Origin of the sequence: Aeromonas sp. 82P, from assembly GCF_051919365.1 — a bacterium.
GTDB lineage: Bacteria > Pseudomonadota > Gammaproteobacteria > Enterobacterales > Aeromonadaceae > Aeromonas > Aeromonas veronii.
The window spans coordinates 495,001-513,616 of sequence record NZ_JBQBEV010000001.1; the positions used below are offsets into that span (position 1 = coordinate 495,001).

Consider the following 18,616-nt stretch of genomic DNA (forward strand, 5'->3'; position numbering starts at 1 on the left):
ACACTTCTTGGGGTTGTATGGTTAAGTGACTAAGCGTACATGGTGGATGCCTTGGCAGTCAGAGGCGATGAAGGACGTACTAACCTGCGATAAGCTGTGAGAAGTCGGTAAGAGACGCTATTACTCACAGATTTCCGAATGGGGAAACCCACCCGAGATAACTCGGGTATCTGTTACTGAATACATAGGTAACAGAGGCGAACCGGGAGAACTGAAACATCTAAGTACCCCGAGGAAAAGAAATCAACCGAGATTCCCTCAGTAGCGGCGAGCGAACGGGGATTAGCCCTTAAGCATCTTGGAAGTTAGTGGAACGGTCCTGGAAAGGCCGGCGATACAGGGTGATAGCCCCGTACACGAAAACAACCTTGATGTGAAATCGAGTAGGGCGGGACACGTGACATCCTGTCTGAATATGGGGGGACCATCCTCCAAGGCTAAATACTCCTGACTGACCGATAGTGAACCAGTACCGTGAGGGAAAGGCGAAAAGAACCCCTGTGAGGGGAGTGAAATAGAACCTGAAACCGTGTACGTACAAGCAGTGGGAGCCCTTCGGGGTGACTGCGTACCTTTTGTATAATGGGTCAGCGACTTACATTTTGTAGCGAGGTTAACCGTATAGGGGAGCCGTAGGGAAACCGAGTCTTAACTGGGCGTCTAGTTGCAAGGTGTAGACCCGAAACCGGGTGATCTAGCCATGGGCAGGTTGAAGGTTGAGTAACATCAACTGGAGGACCGAACCCACTAACGTTGCAAAGTTAGGGGATGACCTGTGGCTGGGGGTGAAAGGCCAATCAAACTCGGAGATAGCTGGTTCTCCCCGAAAGCTATTTAGGTAGCGCCTCGGACGAATACTACTGGGGGTAGAGCACTGTTTGGGCTAGGGGGTCATCCCGACTTACCAACCCCATGCAAACTCCGAATACCAGTAAGTAATATCCGGGAGACACACGGCGGGTGCTAACGTCCGTCGTGAAGAGGGAAACAACCCAGACCGCCGGCTAAGGTCCCAAAGTTCTGGTTAAGTGGGAAACGATGTGGGAAGGCTCAGACAGCTAGGATGTTGGCTTAGAAGCAGCCATCATTTAAAGAAAGCGTAATAGCTCACTAGTCGAGTCGGCCTGCGCGGAAGATGTAACGGGGCTCAAACCAGGCACCGAAGCCGCGGATTCACACTTATGTGTGAGTGGTAGGGGAGCGTTCTGTAAGTCTGCGAAGGTGTATCGAGAGGTATGCTGGAGATATCAGAAGTGCGAATGCTGACGTAAGTAACGATAAAGGGGGTGAAAAGCCTCCTCGCCGGAAGACCAAGGGTTCCTGTCCAACGTTAATCGGGGCAGGGTGAGTCGACCCCTAAGGCGAGGCCGAAAGGCGTAGTCGATGGGAAGCAGGTTAATATTCCTGCACGACTTGTAATTGCGATGGGGGGACGGAGAAGGCTAGGTGGGCCAGGCGACGGTTGTCCTGGTGAAAGTGCGTAGGCGGTACCTTTAGGTAAATCCGGAGGTGCAACGCTGAGACACGAGACGAACGCACTACGGTGCGGAAGCCATTGATGCCCTGCTTCCAGGAAAAGCCTCTAAGCTTCAGATTACAAGTCATCGTACCCCAAACCGACACAGGTGGTCGGGTAGAGAATACCAAGGCGCTTGAGAGAACTCGGGTGAAGGAACTAGGCAAAATAGAACCGTAACTTCGGGAGAAGGTTCGCTCTTGACAGTGAAGTCCCTTGCGGATGGAGCAGTTGGGAGTCGCAGTGACCAGATGGCTGGGACTGTTTATCAAAAACACAGCACTCTGCAAACACGAAAGTGGACGTATAGGGTGTGACACCTGCCCGGTGCCGGAAGGTTAATTGATGGGGTTAGCGCAAGCGAAGCTCTTGATCGAAGCCCCGGTAAACGGCGGCCGTAACTATAACGGTCCTAAGGTAGCGAAATTCCTTGTCGGGTAAGTTCCGACCTGCACGAATGGTGTAACCATGGCCATGCTGTCTCCACCCGAGACTCAGTGAAATCGAATTCGCCGTGAAGATGCGGTGTACCCGCGGCTAGACGGAAAGACCCCGTGAACCTTTACTACAGCTTGGCACTGAACATTGAACCTACATGTGTAGGATAGGTGGGAGGCTTTGAAGGCGTGACGCCAGTTGCGCTGGAGCCGTCCTTGAAATACCACCCTTGTATGTTTGATGTTCTAACGCAGGGCCCTGAATCGGGCTCGCGGACAGTGCCTGGTGGGTAGTTTGACTGGGGCGGTCTCCTCCCAAAGAGTAACGGAGGAGCACGAAGGTTGGCTAATCCTGGTCGGACATCAGGAGGTTAGTGCAATGGCATAAGCCAGCTTAACTGCGAGACGGACAGGTCGAGCAGGTACGAAAGTAGGTCATAGTGATCCGGTGGTTCTGAATGGAAGGGCCATCGCTCAACGGATAAAAGGTACTCCGGGGATAACAGGCTGATACCGCCCAAGAGTTCATATCGACGGCGGTGTTTGGCACCTCGATGTCGGCTCATCACATCCTGGGGCTGAAGTCGGTCCCAAGGGTATGGCTGTTCGCCATTTAAAGTGGTACGCGAGCTGGGTTCAGAACGTCGTGAGACAGTTCGGTCCCTATCTGCCGTGGGCGTTGGATGATTGAAGGGAGTTGCTCCTAGTACGAGAGGACCGGAGTGAACGAACCTCTGGTGTTCGGGTTGTCACGCCAGTGGCACTGCCCGGTAGCTAAGTTCGGAATCGATAACCGCTGAAAGCATCTAAGCGGGAAGCGAGCCCTGAGATGAGTCATCCCTGACCCCTTGAGGGTCCTAAAGGGCCGTTGGAGACCACAACGTTGATAGGCGGGGTGTGTAAGTGCAGCGATGCATTGAGCTAACCCGTACTAATTACCCGTGAGGCTTAACCATACAACACCCAAGAAGTGTTCTAAGGCTTGTAGCAAACCTAAGCGAACTACCAATTCAGTGATAGTGACAAGGCAAACTAGCCAAGTTGTTATTCACGTCAGCTTTCTAGATTAAGAATTTGCCTGGCGGCCATAGCGCCGTGGAACCACCTGATCCCATGCCGAACTCAGAAGTGAAACGCGGTAGCGCCGATGGTAGTGTGGCATTCGCCATGCGAGAGTAGGACACTGCCAGGCACCCAATTTCAAGATTACGCCCAGCGTGGTCTTTACCGGTTAGTGTGCTGATATGGCTCAGTCGGTAGAGCGCATCCTTGGTAAGGATGAGGTCCCCAGTTCGATTCTGGGTATCAGCACCATTTTCAAGTTAGTTTTAAAAGCTTTTGCCTGACGGCAATAGCGCCGTGGAACCACCTGATCCCATGCCGAACTCAGAAGTGAAACGCGGTAGCGCCGATGGTAGTGTGGCATTCGCCATGCGAGAGTAGGACACTGTCAGGCACCTATTTAGAAGAGGCCTCCCATTCGGGAGGCCTTTTTGCATTTCTGCGATTTCAAAAATCGGCCCTGCTATCGGCATTTTAGTAAAAATGCTGGGCTATCAAGGGATTGCCCGTTACTCTTTAGCCGTTACCGATTAACACGTGATGCTGCCAGCGAGGTATTGATGGCTACGTTGAAGGAAATTGCACAGGAAGCGGGGGTTTCTCTCGCGACGGTATCCCGGGTACTGAACGAGGATCCCAGCCTGAGCGTCAAGGAAGAGACCAAGCAGCGGATCTTCGAGATTGCCGAACGGCTGGAGTACAAGACCAGCAGCGCCCGCAAGGGGGTACACAAGAGCAAGCTGCACTTTCTGGTGGTCTATGCCTATCCCCAGAGTACCGAGGTCAACGACCCTTACTATCTCGCCATCCGTTATGGTATCGAGACCCAGAGTGCCCGCCTCAATATCGAGCTGACCCATCTCTACAACTGTGGTGAAGGGCGTGAGCTGAGCCCTGTAGATGGCATTCTGGTGGTCGGTACCCTCACAGCCGAGCGTCTCGTCCAGCTCAGGGCTTGTTCCAGCCAGCTGGTGTTTGTCGACTGCCGTTCACAGGGAGAGTTCGACTCGGTCGATGTGGATCTCGCCCTGATCAGCCAGCAGGTAGTCGATTACTTCATCGCTCAGGGACACCAGCGCATCGGTTATATCGGTGGCCAGGATGAGAATCCGGATCTGCGCGAACTGGCCTTCCGGGATTATGGCCAGCGGCTGGGGGTGGTGCAGGAGAGCGATCTCTATCGTGGGGACTTCTCCAGCGCTTCCGGCTACCAGTTGGCGAAGGAGATGCTGGCGGGTGACTGGCCCAAGGCGCTGTTCGTCGCCTCCGACTCCATCGCCATTGGTGTGCTGCGTGCCATCCACGAGAAGGGACTGGCGATTCCCCAGCAGATCGAGCTTATCAGCGTCAACGATATTCCGACCGCCAAGTTCACCTTCCCGCCACTCTCTACGGTGCGGATCCACTCCGAGTTGATGGGCTCCCAGGGGGTCAATTTGCTGGTTGAGCGGCTGCGAGACGAGCGTGATATTCCACTCCGAGTGCTGGTACCGAGCAAGTTGACCCTGCGCGGCACCACTCGCTGATTTTAGTAAAGCACTCTGCTTTTTAGTCGCGCCATCTTACGATGGTGCGACACCTCTCCCTAGCAAACCTCTTTCCCATATCATCCAACAACTTCATATCATATTGTTTTATAGTTGATTTTATTGCAATCCAGCCAGCTATTATCAACATCCATGCCACTCCTCCATATCTTGCCTTCCTTTATCTCCCGCTTCTGATCTCGCTCACAAAACCATCTGCTCATTGTGATCAGGTTAAAACTTTACCAATTCAAAGCTGATATTTAGTAAATGTTTATCTAGAGTTTACCCAGTCAAAGTTGCCTTGTTCCGGGAGGACATGTGAATAACTGGGAAAACGTCCAATTCGTTGGTGAAAACAGGCTGGCCCCGCGTGCCTACTTCTTCTCTTATGCCGACCACGCGCTGGCGGCCACCATGCAGCGCGAGCTGAGCCGCCGTTTTCTGAGCCTTGGCGGCCAGTGGCAGTTCCACTACTTCGACCACCCCCTGCAGGTGCCGGAGGCCTTCTATCACAGCCCCATGAACGAATGGGGCCAGATCACCGTGCCCAACATGTGGCAGATGGAAGGGCATGGCCAGCTGCAGTACACCGACGAAGGTTTTCCCTTCCCCATCGACGTGCCCTTCGTGCCGACCAACAACCCCACCGGTGCCTATCAGCGCAGCTTCACGCTGAGCCCGGCCTGGGACGGCGAGCAGGTAATCATCAAGTTTGACGGGGTGGAGACCTACTTCGAGGTCTATGTGAACGGCCAGTATGTCGGCTTCAGCAAGGGGAGCCGCCTCACCGCCGAGTTCGATATCAGTGCCTACGCCAGCATTGGCGAGAACCTGTTGTCGGTGCGGGTGATGCAGTGGGCAGACTCCACCTATATCGAAGATCAGGACATGTGGTGGATGGCGGGGATCTTCCGCGACGTCTATCTGGTGGGCAAACCTGCCGCCCATGTGCAGGACTTCTTCATCCGCACCGCGCTGGCCGATGACAATCAAAGCGCAACCCTGAGCTGCGATCTCCAGCTGGAAAATCTGGGGGCGCCCGCCCGTGATCACCGTCTGGTCTGGTCCCTGCTGGATCAGGGCAGCGAGATCGCCAGTGGCACACTCGACCATCTCGTCATCGACGGCAAGTGTGATTGCCACTTCACGTTGGATCTGGCCAACCCCCATCTGTGGAGCGCCGAAGATCCTTACCTCTACCAGCTGCAACTCTCCCTCTACAACGGTCAGGGCGAGCTGCTGGAAGTGATCCCGCAGCGGGTCGGGGTGCGTGAAATCAAGGTCAAGGATGGCCTCTTCTACGTCAACGGCCACTACCTCAAGCTGCACGGGGTGAACCGCCACGACAATGACCACCTCAAGAGCCGCGCGGTCGGCATGGACCGTGTTGAACGCGATATCGTGCTGATGAAACAGCACAACCTCAACTCGGTGCGCACTGCCCACTACCCGAACGACCCGCGCTTCTACGAGCTGTGCGACCAGTACGGTCTGTTCGTGATGGCGGAGACCGACGTGGAGACCCACGGTTTTGCCAACGTCGGCGATCTCAGCCGCATCACCGATGACCCCTTCTGGGAGCCGGTGTTCGTGGATCGCATCGAGCGCCACGTGCACGCCCAGAAGAACCACCCCTCCATCATTATCTGGTCGCTCGGCAACGAGTCCGGCTACGGCTGCAACATCAGAGCCATGTACCAGCGCTGCAAGGCGATCGACCCGACCCGGCTGGTGCACTACGAAGAGGATCGCGATGCCGAGGTGGTGGATGTGGTGAGTACCATGTATTCCCGCGTCTCCCAGATGAATTGCTTTGGCGAGTTCCCGATGGAGAAGCCACGCATCCTCTGCGAATACGCCCACGCCATGGGCAACGGCCCGGGTGGCCTCAGCGAATACCAGCAGGTGTTCGACCGCCATCCCCACATTCAGGGTCACTACATCTGGGAGTGGTGCGATCACGGCATTCTGGATCAGGACGAGCAGGGCCGCCCAGTCTACAAGTATGGCGGCGACTACGGCGACTACCCCAACAACTACAACTTCTGCATGGATGGCCTCATCTATCCGGATCAGACCCCGGGGCCTGGCCTGCGCGAATACAAGCAGGTGATCTGCCCGGTCAAGGTGCGTGCGCTGGATCTGGCGAGCGGCAAGCTGGCAGTGGAAAACCGCTACTGGTTCTCCACTCTCGACGACATCCGTCTGTTGGTCGAAGTGAAGGCCGAGGGCGAGCTGCTGGCCAGCCAGCAAATCCGGCTGGAAGGGGTTGCCCCCGGTGCCACCACAGAGTTGCAGCTCGAGCTGCCATCCCTCGATGGGCGGGAAACCTTCGTCCAGCTGCGGGTCATCAAGGCCACCGCCACCCGCTACAGCGCGGCGGAGCACGAGCTGGGCCAGTACCAGTTCCAGCTGAAAGAGTCGACTCGCCAGCTGCAGCTCTTTGCCAACCCCAACGCCACTCCGTTGCAGATTGCCGATGAGCGCCTTGACCTGACCTTGAGCGGCAGCGGCTTCGCCCTGCGCTTCTCGTGCCTCGATGGCAAGCTGGTGAGCTGGCAGCAAGATGGCAATGAGCTTATCGAGCGGGCGCCGCGTCTCACCTTCTTCAAGCCGATGATCGACAACCACAAGCAGGAGTACGAGAGCCTGTGGCACCCGAACCACCTGCAGATCATGCAGGAGCACTTCCGCACTCTGAGCTGGCGTCAGCTGGGCGAGGCGGTCGAGGTAACGGTTGAGAGTCTGATCGCGCCGCCGGTGTTCGACTTCGGCATGCGCTGCCGCTACGTCTACACCCTGAGCCCGAATGGTCAGCTGCACGTGGCGCTCTCTGGTCAGCCTTACGGCGGCTACGACGACATCATCCCCAAGATCGGCTTCGAACTGGGCATTCGTCAGGATCTCGACCGGGTGCACTACTACGGCATGGGACCGGGCGAGAACTATCAGGACAGCCGCCAGAGCAACTGGATCGACCGCTTCAACAGCACGGTGGGTGAGATGTGGGAGCACTACCCCTTCCCGCAGGACAACGGCAACCGCCAGCAGGTGCGCTGGGCGACCCTGACCAACCGCCACGGCGCCGGTCTCTACGTGCGGCCTGATGCCCCCATCAACCTGAGCGTCTGGCCCTACAGCTGGGAGCATATCCACGCGGCGCAGCACATCAATGAGCTGGAACCCTGTGGCTATCTCACCCTCAATCTGGATCACAAGGTGCTGGGGCTGGGTTCCAACTCCTGGGGCTCCGAGGTGTTGGACTCCTGGCGGGTGCGCTTCGAGCCGTTCAGCTTCGGTCTGACCCTGCTGCCCATCGCCCGTGGCAACCTCAATCCGGCTGCGCTGGCCGGGCTCGATCTCACCATCAACGGCGGGAGGAACCTCGCATGATCACTCTGGACAACCTGACCCTGTTCAAAAACATCTACCGGGAGGGCAAGAAGTGGGGCCGCTGCGTGGAGGCCATCAACAACCTGGCGAACCTCAAGCCCGGCATCTGCCACTCCATCGGTGACTCCCTCACCTACCGCTTGCAGGAGGGGGCCAGCCCGGCCACCTCACTGTTCGAGGGGCAGCGCCGCTACTTCGACGTTCACTACTACCTGGAAGGGGAAGAGACGGTGGAGTGGGCAGCCAAGAGCGAGCTGCGGGTCGAGCAGGCCTATGACGACACCACCGACCGCGAGTGGCTGGCAGGCGAGGTGCGTGAGCGCCAGCAGGTCGGCAACGGGCAGGTGGTGATCTTCGAGAACGACGAGGCCTACCGATTCGTCGGCGACAGCCCGGTGCGCAAGGTGATCATCAAGGTCACCGTCGAAGGCGGCTACTTCAAGAACAAATAACAAGCCGCCGGTTCGCACTGACAAAAGCCGGAAGGGCGGGGCTCACCCTACAAATCATGCCCCGCCCTTTCGCGGCAATAACTACAGGTCTGGAGATGCACCATGTCTGATTCCAAACGCAATACGATAGGCAAGTTTGGTCTGCTGTCGCTCACCTTCGCAGCGGTATTCAGCTTCAACAACGTCATCAACAACAACATCGAGATCGGTCTGGCCTCGGCCCCGATGTTCTTTCTGGCCACCATTTTCTACTTCATTCCGTTCTGCCTGATCATTGCGGAATTTGTGTCACTGAATAAGAACTCCGAAGCGGGGGTTTACGCCTGGGTGAAGAGCTCCCTCGGCGGTCGCTGGGCCTTTATCTCCGCCTACACCTACTGGTTCGTGAACCTCTTCTTCTTCACCTCGCTGCTGCCGCGGGTCATCGCCTATGCCTCCTATGCCTTCCTCGGCTACGAGTACATTCTCACCCCGGTGGCGACCACGGCATTGAGCATGGTGCTGTTCGCCTTTGCCACCTACGTCTCCACCAACGGCGCCAAGATGCTCGGCCCCATCACCTCGGTGACCTCGTCCCTGATGCTGCTGCTGACCCTCTCCTACATTCTGCTGGCAGGTGCGGCACTGGTGGGCGGCGTGCAGCCGGCTGACCCGATCACGGTAGAGGCGATGGTCCCCGATTTCAGCTGGGCGTTTCTGGGCATCACCACCTGGATCTTTATGGCAGCCGGTGGCGCCGAGTCGGTGGCGGTCTACGTCAATGATGTGAAGGGGGGCTCCAAATCCTTCGTGAAGGTGATCATCGTCGCCGGGATCTTTATCGGGGTGCTCTACTCCATCGCCTCCCTGCTGATCAACGTATTCGTGCCGAGCGGCACCCTGAAATATACCGGCGGTTCGGTGCAGGTGTTTGAAGGGCTAGCGGCCTACTTCGGCCTGCCGGAGATCCTGATGAACCGCTTCGTCGGTCTGGTCTCCTTCACCGCCATGTTCGGCTCCCTGCTGATGTGGACCGCGACGCCGGTGAAGATCTTCTTCTCCGAGATCCCGGCCGGCATCTTCGGCAAGAAGACGGTCGAGCTGAACGAGAATGGCGTGCCCGCCCGTGCTGCCTGGATCCAGTACCTCATCGTGCTGCCGCTGATGGTGATCCCGACTCTGGGCTCCAACACAGCGCAGGATCTGATGAACACCGTCATCAACATGACCGCAGCCGCTTCCATGCTGCCGCCGCTGTTCATCATGCTGGCCTACCTCAATCTGCGTCTGAATCTCGATCACCTGCCGCGGGATTTCAGGATGGGTTCGCGCACCACCGGCATCGCCGTGGTCTCGGTGCAGATCGCCATCTTCTCGGTGGGCTTCCTCGCCTCCACCTTCCCGACCGGCGCCGACATCATGACCATCATCTTCTACAACGTCGGCGGGATCGTGATTTTCCTTGGCTTCGCCTGGTGGAAATACAACAGATACGAGGCCTCCCTCAGTGCCGAAGCGCGTGCGAAAGAGGCCCAGCCGGCGGCGCAGGTTGCCATGCAGACGCCATAGGCACGGCATTGAATCCCAATCAAACCGGGTGGCCGTTGGCCACCCGCAAACCGTTGAACCAGAAAAGGAAAAGAGCATGAGCGAGACGATCGAGTTTGCCGAATTCAAGCGGGTCGAGATGAAGGTGGGCAAGGTGCTGGAGGTGGTGCGTCACCCCGGGGCCGACAAACTCTACATCGTCCAGATCGACGTGGGTGGCGAGCGGCCGCTGCAGACCGTCACCAGTCTGGTGCCTTACTACAGCGAAGAGGAGCTGATGGGCAGTGAGGTGGTGGTGCTGACCAACCTTAAGCCCACCAAAATGCGCGGTGAGCGATCCGAGTGCATGTTGCTCTGCGCCGAGACCCCGGACGAGAGCCAGAGCGTGCTGCTGCAGCCGCGGGTGCCGATGGCGCCGGGCACTCCGATCGTCTGACTGGTATTGCGAGCCGGTGCGGGAGACGGCACCGGTTCACCAACGAGGCCGTCCACGCGGCCCGATCATAACAAGAGAGTAAAGCGCGGGGCCGACAGACCCTTGCCGAACACATCACAGAGTCACAGCGTTACCCGCAGGGAGCGCGAGTCCACTGGAGGACACCATGTCTGAATCCGTACGCGGCACCATAGGCAAGTTTGCCTTGTTGTCGATGACCTTTGCCGCCGTGTTCAACGTGCGCAACATCGTCAACAACAACATCGAGCTGGGGCTCAGCTCCGCCCCCATCTTCCTGCTGGCGACCATCGTCTACTTCATTCCGTTCGTCTTCATCATCGCCGAGTTCGTCTCGGCCAATAAAAACTCCGAGTCGGGGATGTACGACTGGCTGAAAAAACCGCTCGGCACCCGGATGGCCTATCTGGGCTCGTTTCTCTACTGGTTCGTGAACCTGTTCTGGTTCGTCTCATTGCTGCCCAACGTCATCGCCTACGCCTCCTACGCCATGCTGGGCTATGAGTACAGCTTCTCGCCCATGGTCACCTCGATCATCTCCATCGTGCTGTTTGCGGCGGCGACCCACATCTCCACCAAGGGGGCGAGCTGGCTCGGCAAGATTGCCGAGATCGTGGCCTACGGGGTATTTGCCCTGTTCGCCATCTATGTGCTGGGCGCGTTGATGGCCCTGAGTGGCGATCATGTGCCAGCCCAGCCCATCACGCTGGGGGCAATGACTCCCACCGTCAACTGGGCGACGCTGGGCATCATGTGCTGGATCTTCCAGGCGGCGGGCGGTGCCGAGACCGCAGCGGCCTACCTCAATGATGTGAAGGGCGGCCAGAAGTCCTTCATCAAGGTGATCATCAGTGCCGGTATCGTCATCGGCGCCATGTATGCGGTCGGTTCCCTGCTGGTGAACGTGTTCGTGCCGCGCGAGAGCCTCACCTATGCCGGCGGCATGGTGGAGATCTTCACCGGCATGGCCCAGTACTTCGGGCTCTCCGAAGCGCTGGTGGGCCGCTTCGTCGGCGTGGTGCTGTTTATCGCCATGTTCGGCTCCATGATGATGTGGACCTCGGCGCCGGTGAAGATCCACTTCTCCGAGATCCCGCAGGGGGTTTACGGCGAGAAGACCACCCAGCTCAACGAGCACGGCGTGCCGGTGCGCGCCGCCTGGTGGCAGTTTGTCTTCGTGTTCGCGATGCTGGTGGTCAACGGCTTCGGTTCCGAGTCGGTGCAGCAGATGATGAACACCGCCATCAACCTCACCGCCGGTACCGCCATGTTGCCGCCGATCTTCATCATGGTGGCCTACTTCGTGTTCCGCTGGAAACATGACGACACCCCCCGCGACTTCCGCATGGGATCGCGCAAGTTCGGGATGAGCGTGGTGTCGGTGCTGATCGCCATCTTCGTGGTGAGCATGAGTGCCTCCGCCTTCCCGGCCGGGGTGGATCTGGTGCGCGCCTTCTTTATCAACGTCTTTATGACCGCGGTCTTCTCGGCGCTGGCCTACTGGTGGATCTCCCGCTTCGAGAAGCGGCAGGCCCGCAAGCTCGCCGGCAATGAGAAGAAAGGCGGCAGCGGCAGGCTGGCCAGCCAGCGCTGATCGGCTGGGTGAAAAAGCGGAACGGGCGGCCTTGGTCGCCCGTTTTTTTATCCATTTTTAGCCGTTTGGGAGCTGTCAGGGCCGGTTTATCGTCAACTTTTGCTACTCGATATGGCGAAGGCGTTAAGCATTGATGAACAATTATTCGCCGCTCAACTTTGCGCCTCTCCGTTATCGGGGTAAGCTGGAGGTTCGTTTTAGCGGGAGGTGCCAGACATCTCCCGCTCTGTTTCTTGTCTTCCCCAGTCCTGACTGCCGCCACGGCAGCAGGATGCCCTTCTGATGGAGACCTTTCGTGCGTCTGGATCCCTTTACTGTTGTGCTGATTGCGGTGGTCACCCTGGCCTCCCTCTTTCCCTGCGAGGGGCAGGTGGCCGTCTGGTTCGGTCTGCTGACCAAGCTGGCGGTGGCGCTCCTGTTCTTCATGCATGGCGCCAAGCTGTCGCGCCAGAACCTGCTGGCGGGCCTCGGTCACTGGCGGCTTCATCTGGTGGTGATGCTCAGCACCTTCGTGCTGTTTCCGCTGCTCGGGCTGCTGCTCACCCCGCTGGTACCGAGCTGGCTGAGCCCGGCCATCTACCTCGGCTTCCTCTATCTCTGCGCCCTGCCTGCCACCGTGCAGTCGGCTATCGCCTTTACCTCGATGGCAGGGGGCAATGTGTCGGCGGCGGTGTGCAGCGCCTCGGCCTCCAGCATCCTCGGCATCTTCCTCTCGCCGGTGCTGGTGGGGATGATGATCCACGTGCAAGGGGAGGGGATCGACACCTGGCACTCCATTCAGTCCATCATGATGCAGCTGATGCTGCCTTTTGTGGTGGGCCACCTGTCGCGTCCGCTGATTGGTCGCTGGGTCGATAGCCATCGCCCGCTCATCGGCAAGCTGGATCAGAGCTCCATCCTGCTGGTGGTCTATGTCGCCTTCAGCGAGGCGGTGGTGCAGGGGATTTGGCACCAAGTAGGTTGGTACGATCTGGCCAGTATCGTGCTGCTGAGCTGCGTCTTGCTGGCGCTGGTGCTCTGCTGGAACGTCTGGATCAGCCGTCGCCTCGGCTTCGACAAGGCGGACGAGATCACCATCGTCTTCTGCGGCTCCAAGAAGAGCCTCGCCAACGGAGTGCCGATGGCCAACGTCATGTTCCCGGCCGCCAGCGTCGGCGTCATGGTGCTGCCGCTGATGATCTTCCACCAGATCCAGCTGATGGTCTGCGCCGTGCTGGCGCGCCGCTATCACGAGCAGGGGCATTGATACTCGCGCCGTTTTTATTGCCATAACAAGAGGGAGACCCGTTGGCCTCCCTCTTCTCATCTGCATGCCGATCGGCGGATTAGCGTTTGCGCCAGACGGTCAGCTGCGCCACCGTGTGCTGGTATTTGCGGGCGGTCTCGCGGATGACGAAGGGCACATCCCGGGGCGGGCAGTGCTCCTCGAATTCGGCCGCCAACAGCCGTTGCAGCGCCTGATAGGTGGTGAGCGCCTCGCCGTTTTCACGAATGCCGCCGAGCCAGTTGGCGGGCGGGGTATATTCCGCCAGCCAGGTATAGGGGCTGGTGAGCACCAGCAGGCCACCGCTGCGCAGTCGGGGAGCTATGTCACGCAGGAAGCGGGCGGGCTCCCGCAGCCGGTCGATCAGGTTGGAGGCGAGCACCAGATCGTAGTGATCATATTTGGGCTTGAGGTTGCAGGCATCCCCCTGACTGAAGTGGATGCGCTCAGCCTGACTCGCCCCCAGCCCGTGGCTCGACAGGCGTGCCTCGCAATACTCCACCAGTTCACCCTCCAGCGGAATGGCGTAGCGGAAGCTGTCCTGGCTGGCGAGGGCCAGCGCCACATCGATGAAGCGGGCCGAGTAGTCCACCCCGTCCACATGCTGGAAGTGGCGGGCCAGTTCGAAGCTGGCACGGCCGGTGGCGCAGCCGATATCCAGCGCCCGCTGGTGGTTGCTGCAGAGCTCGCCAGCAAGATCAGCAAGCGTCTTGGCGTAGTTGGCTACCCCGAAGTGGCTCGGGCCGTACTGGAAGTCGAGGTACTGAGCGACCAGCGTGTCGGTTTCATAGGGATTCACGATAACGGGTTCCTGATAACGGGAGACCAGATAGCGGAAACCCGCATGCTGGAAGAAGTGACGCCGGAAGGCGTAACGGGATGATTTGAGCGCTTCGTTACCCGTGCTGATCCAGCTGCCGCCCTTGATCAGGGTGTGCTTGCCATCAAAAGTGGGGGTGGAGAAGTCGTCGTAGAGCGGGTGGATTTTAAAGCCGTCGAAGCCATCGATGGCGGTGCTGGTCCACTGCCAGACATTGCCCACCAGATCGAAGAACTCCCCTTGCAGGCAGGCATCCACCGGGCAAGAGGAGGCGAAACGGGCCAGATTGATATTGCCGGGGGCCTGTGTCCAGTCCGGCTGATCGCCGGGTAGCTGCTCGCGCAGCAGCATCCATTCCGCCTCGCTCGGCAGCTGGATGGGGAGTCCGGTCAGGGCCGCCTTCCAGCGACAGAAGGCGGCCGCTTCCAGCTGATTCACCTCGACCGGCCAGTCCCAGGGCATGGCGACCTGCTCGGTCATCAGCCGCAGCTGCAATTGTTCGGGCTCGGCGGGGTCACCCACCCAGAAGGTGGGCATCTGCGCCTTGGCGTACTGGCACCAGCCCCATCCCTCCTCATCCCACCACTGTTGCTGGTCGTAGCCGCCCGCCTGGACGAAGGCGAGGTACTCGGCATTGCTCACCAGCATGCGGCTGGCCTGAAACGGGGCCAGCTCGATCTGGCGCTCGCCATATTCGTTGTCCCAGCCGTAGGTGGCGTCCTGCTTGCCAAGGCGCACCTTGCCGCCGGCCACCGGCAGCAGGCTGTTGGCGGGTACCAGGTCAATGCGGTGGCGGGCTTCGGTACAGGTGGGCCAATAAGGCTGCGGCCGCACCCAGGCGAGCGGCAACTGGCGGATCAGCACGCTGGAGGTCTCGAGGTGGATGCGCTCGTGCTCTATCCCCATCAGGATCACCCAGGCCGGGCTCTGCCAGTCGATGGGCAGGGTGAGCGGCATCTGGCGGATGAAATCACACACCAGCGAACGGACTTTGGCCCGATAGCTGCGCAGCTCGCTGACCTTGGGCCAGTCGTAGTGGGTCTCGTCCAGATCGTCCCAGCTCATCTCGTCCACCCCGATGGCAACCATGGCCTCGATGCGGGCATCCAGCCGCTGGTCGATCAGGCGCGCCGCCAGCAGTTTGTTGATGAAGAAGGCGGCGGTGTGGCCGTAGTAGAAGATGAGCGGATGGCGCAGCGGGATCGCCTTGTTGAACCAGGCCCGCTCATCGGCCAGACAGTCGAACAGTGAGTCGTAGAGATCGAAGGTCTGGCAGAAGTAGGCGAGCAGCTCGCGCCGTTTCTGCTCGGGATCGCTGCCGGTCAGCAACGGGGTGCGAGTCGGCTCCGGCAGACCGGTGGCAGTGGAATAGAGAGGGCTTGCTTGGGTCACGCTCTGACTCCTTGTTGGCAGTGAAGACTGACAAGACAGTGGTAATGACATTACCGCAATGGAGAGCTTGGTACGCACGAAGTACCACTATTGGCTCAACAGACCGACAGGGCAATTAAAAACTTCTGCGGGCTGTCAGCATAGTGACCGGCAGGACGACCCGCCAATCAGCCACAATCATATCCGTTCGAGAATGGTTATTTTCACCAGAATATGGTCTAAATGACTCTCTAAATTCTTCGTTCTGTTCTGGGTGAAACAGTTATTTCCTTTTGAATCATCATGTTAATTTTTGGCTCACGCTTTGCAGAGCATGAAAACCAATTGGCCCTGGATGGCCAACACATAAGGAGGAGAGTAGCGATGAAATGGATGATGGTTGTCATGTTGATGGCGGGGCTCAGTGGTTGTCACTGGCTGGATCAGACCAGAGTGACCGGAACGGGGGCTGTGGTCGAGCGCCAGCAGGCGCTCGGTGATGGGGTGACCCGTGTGCTGGCGGGGGTGCCTGCCACCCTCCATCTGGTCGCGGGGGCGCAGCGCGGCATCCTGATCAAGGGGCAGGCAAATCTCTTGCCGTATCTGGAGCTGAGTGAGCGCGGCAGCAAGCTGGAGATCGAGGTAAAGGAGGGTTACCGACTGCGGCCTACCGAACCGCTGGAGATCACCATCATCCTGCCAGAGCTCAGTGAAATGGCGCTGGCAGGTACCGGCAACGGCGATCTGCACGGCTTCAAGGGCGAGGCGCTGGAGCTGTCAGTGGCGGGAACAGGTGGTATCGTCGCCAGCCAGCTGGAGGTACAGCGATTGAAAGGCAATATCGCTGGTGCAGGTAGCCTGGATCTGGGGAGTGGCTCTGCTGCCAGCATCGAGCTGAACATTGCCGGTGCTGGCGATGTGCTGGGCAGCGAGATGCGTGGCAACGAGGTCGAGGTCAATATCGCCGGCAGCGGTGATGTGGAGGTGCGGGCCCAGAAAACCCTCAAGATCGGCATCGCAGGCACCGGCAACATCACCTACTGGGGTGACCCCGAGGTGGAGCAGCAGATCGTGGGCTCCGGCGGAGTGACCCGAGCGGGCAGCTGATATCAACCGATCACCACAACTGAAACAGGCCCGCAACGGGCCTGTTTTGATCAGAGGTGGCGGGCGTGAAAGCGCAGGTGCGCCTCGATAAAGCTCGCCACGAAGTAGTAGCTGTGGTCATAGCCCTCGTGGCGGTTGAGCTCTAGCGGCCACCCCTTGCTGGCCGCCACCTCGGCCAGCGCATCGATATGCAACTGCTCGGCGAGGAAGGGATCATCCAGCCCCACATCCACCAGGGTTGGTAGCGGCGTGACCGGCTGGTGGCGCAGCAGTTGGCAGGCATCCCACTCCTGCCACAGCAGAGGATTGCTGCCGAGATAGGCGCCAAGCGCCTTCTGGCCCCAGGGGCAGCGGCTCGGGTGGCAGATCGGGCTGAATGCCGAGACCGAGCGGTAGCGACCCGGCTCTCGCAACGCGGCGATCAGCGCTCCGTGACCGCCCATGGAGTGGCCGCTGATGGCGCGGCGGGTCGAGACCGGGAAGTGGGTCTCCATCAAGTCAGGCAGCTCGCGGGTGACGTAGTCATACATCTGGTAGTGAGCTTGCCAGGGGCTCTGGCTGGCGTTGACGTAAAAGCCTGCCCCCATGCCGAGGTCATAACCGGGATCGTCGGCCACGCCGTCGCCGCGAGGGCTGGTGTCCGGCGCCACCAGTGCTATGCCCAGCTCGGCGGCGATACGCTGGGCACCCGCCTTCTGCATGAAGTTCTCATCGGTGCAGGTGAGGCCGCTGAGCCAGTAGAGCACGGGCACCTTCTGGCCGGTGAGAGCCTGAGGCGGCAGATAGATGGCAAAATTCATCTCGCAGCCGAGCACGCTGGCGCTGTGGCGATAGCGCTTGTGCCAGCCGCCGAAGCTCTTGTTGCTGCTGATAATCTCCAGATTCATCGAAGGACTCCTGCACCCCGCCCACAATGGCGGGCGGGGCGATCATGCTCAGTAGTGGATGACGGTGCGGATGCTCTTGCCTTGGTGCATCAGATCAAATGCCTCGTTGATCTGCTCAAGCCCCATGGTGTGAGTGATGAAGTCATCGAGGCGGAACTCACCTTGCATGTAGCGCTGCACATAGCTCGGCAGTTCGCTGCGACCGCGTACCCCGCCGAAGGCGCTGCCGCGCCAGACCCGACCGGTGACCAGCTGGAACGGACGGGTGCTGATCTCCTGACCCGCTCCGGCGACGCCGATGATGACCGACTCGCCCCAACCCTTGTGGCAGCACTCGAGCGCTGCACGCATCACCTTGACGTTGCCGATGCACTCGAAGGAGAAGTCGACGCCGCCATCGGTCAGCTCGACGATCACCTCCTGAATCGGTTTGTCGTAATCGTTCGGGTTGATGCAGTCGGTGGCACCCAGCTTGCGGGCAAGCGGAAACTTGCTCTCGTTGATGTCGATGGCGATGATGCGACCGGCCTTGGCCAGACGGGCGCCGATCACTGCCGAGAGGCCGATGCCACCCAGCCCGAAGATGGCGACACTCTCACCCTGCTTCACCTTGGCGGTGTTCATCACGGCGCCGATGCCGGTGGTGACGCCACAGCCGAGCAGGCAGACCTCTTCCAGCGGGGCGGCCGGGTCCACCTTGGCGATGGAGATCTCCGGCAGTACCGTGTATTCGCTGAAGGTGGAGGTGCCCATGTAGTGATAGATGGGCTGGCCATCCTTGGAGAAGCGGGTGGTGCCGTCCGGCATCAGCCCCTTGCCCTGAGTGGCGCGGATCTTCTGGCAGAGGTTGGTCTTGCCGGATTTGCAGAATTTGCACTCGCCGCACTCGGGGGTGTAGAGCGGGATCACGTGATCGCCCACCTTGACGCTGGTGACCCCTTCGCCGACCGATTCGACGATGCCGCCCCCCTCGTGACCGAGAATGCAGGGGAAGACCCCTTCCGGATCTTCACCGGAGAGAGTGAAGGCATCGGTGTGGCAGACGCCGGTCGCGACGATGCGCACCCGCACCTCTCCCGCTTGTGGCGGCATGACCTCGACCTCTTCAATGGAGAGGGGCTGACCCGGGCCCCAGGCGATGGCGGCTTTACACTTGATGCTTTGAACCTGTGCCATGAATGACATCCTTCTTGTTGAGCAGGG

Annotated in this window: 11 protein-coding genes, 1 tRNA gene and 3 rRNA genes; 12 read left to right on the plus strand and 3 right to left on the minus strand. The window is 59.4% G+C overall.

Going from position 1 to position 18,616, the window contains the following annotated elements:
* The first annotated feature begins 19 nt into the window (after positions 1-19).
* The 11 genes from ACTG2S_RS02295 to ACTG2S_RS02345 all read left to right on the plus strand — a co-directional run bounded on the left by ACTG2S_RS02295 (position 20) and on the right by ACTG2S_RS02345 (position 13,210).
* Positions 20-2,909, plus strand: a 23S ribosomal RNA gene (locus ACTG2S_RS02295).
* Positions 2,910-3,030: 121 nt separating this feature from the next.
* Positions 3,031-3,145, plus strand: a 5S ribosomal RNA gene (rrf, locus tag ACTG2S_RS02300).
* 46 nt (positions 3,146-3,191) lie between these two features.
* Positions 3,192-3,267, plus strand: a tRNA-Thr gene (locus ACTG2S_RS02305).
* A gap of 27 nt (positions 3,268-3,294) precedes the next feature.
* Positions 3,295-3,409: ribosomal RNA gene (rrf, locus tag ACTG2S_RS02310) — 5S ribosomal RNA — on the plus strand.
* A 166-nt stretch (positions 3,410-3,575) separates the two neighbouring features.
* Positions 3,576-4,541: a transcriptional regulator EbgR gene (gene ebgR, locus ACTG2S_RS02315; RefSeq protein WP_323915650.1), complete on the plus strand. Its 966-nt coding sequence runs from the start codon at positions 3,576-3,578 to the stop codon at positions 4,539-4,541.
* A gap of 321 nt (positions 4,542-4,862) precedes the next feature.
* The gene (gene ebgA, locus ACTG2S_RS02320; protein ID WP_421343606.1) at positions 4,863-7,937 is read left to right on the plus strand and encodes a beta-galactosidase subunit alpha; all 3,075 of its coding nucleotides are present in this window, start codon (positions 4,863-4,865) and stop codon (positions 7,935-7,937) included.
* Positions 7,934-8,389 carry a beta-galactosidase subunit beta gene (locus tag ACTG2S_RS02325; RefSeq protein WP_236283421.1) on the plus strand — a complete coding sequence of 152 codons (456 nt, stop codon included), beginning with the start codon at positions 7,934-7,936 and terminating at the stop codon, positions 8,387-8,389. The genes ebgA and ACTG2S_RS02325 overlap by 4 nt, the downstream gene beginning before the upstream one ends.
* A 102-nt stretch (positions 8,390-8,491) precedes the next feature.
* Positions 8,492-9,937, plus strand: coding sequence for an amino acid permease (locus ACTG2S_RS02330; protein ID WP_439981933.1), 1,446 nt, complete (start codon positions 8,492-8,494; stop codon positions 9,935-9,937).
* 76 nt (positions 9,938-10,013) lie between these two features.
* Complete coding sequence (locus ACTG2S_RS02335; RefSeq protein ID WP_005342042.1) at positions 10,014-10,352, plus strand: tRNA-binding protein; 339 nt, start codon at positions 10,014-10,016, stop codon at positions 10,350-10,352.
* A 166-nt stretch (positions 10,353-10,518) separates the two neighbouring features.
* Positions 10,519-11,964 (plus strand): amino acid permease, encoded by a 1,446-nt coding sequence (locus ACTG2S_RS02340; RefSeq protein WP_421343604.1) that lies wholly within the window; start codon positions 10,519-10,521, stop codon positions 11,962-11,964.
* A 295-nt stretch (positions 11,965-12,259) separates the two neighbouring features.
* Positions 12,260-13,210: a bile acid:sodium symporter family protein gene (locus ACTG2S_RS02345; RefSeq protein ID WP_058056266.1), complete on the plus strand. Its 951-nt coding sequence runs from the start codon at positions 12,260-12,262 to the stop codon at positions 13,208-13,210.
* Positions 13,211-13,289: 79 nt separating this feature from the next.
* On the opposite strand, the gene ovoA is transcribed toward ACTG2S_RS02345, so the two are convergent.
* Positions 13,290-15,440, minus strand: a complete 2,151-nt coding sequence (gene ovoA, locus ACTG2S_RS02350; protein WP_421343603.1) for a 5-histidylcysteine sulfoxide synthase — start codon at positions 15,438-15,440, stop codon at positions 13,290-13,292.
* 363 nt (positions 15,441-15,803) lie between these two features.
* Here ovoA and ACTG2S_RS02355 point away from each other — a divergent pair, with 363 nt between their 5' ends.
* Positions 15,804-16,526 carry a head GIN domain-containing protein gene (locus ACTG2S_RS02355; protein ID WP_439981934.1) on the plus strand — a complete coding sequence of 241 codons (723 nt, stop codon included), beginning with the start codon at positions 15,804-15,806 and terminating at the stop codon, positions 16,524-16,526.
* 50 nt (positions 16,527-16,576) lie between these two features.
* Here the strand turns inward: ACTG2S_RS02355 and fghA are convergent, their stop codons facing one another.
* Together fghA and ACTG2S_RS02365 are read right to left on the minus strand one after the other, a co-directional pair.
* Entirely contained in the window at positions 16,577-17,413 is an 837-nt protein-coding gene (fghA, locus tag ACTG2S_RS02360; RefSeq protein WP_421343601.1) for an S-formylglutathione hydrolase, read from the minus strand.
* A gap of 48 nt (positions 17,414-17,461) precedes the next feature.
* On the minus strand, positions 17,462-18,589 hold the full coding sequence (locus tag ACTG2S_RS02365; protein WP_421343600.1) for an S-(hydroxymethyl)glutathione dehydrogenase/class III alcohol dehydrogenase: 1,128 nt from the start codon (positions 18,587-18,589) through the stop codon (positions 17,462-17,464).
* Between the last annotated feature and the right edge of the window lie 27 nt (positions 18,590-18,616).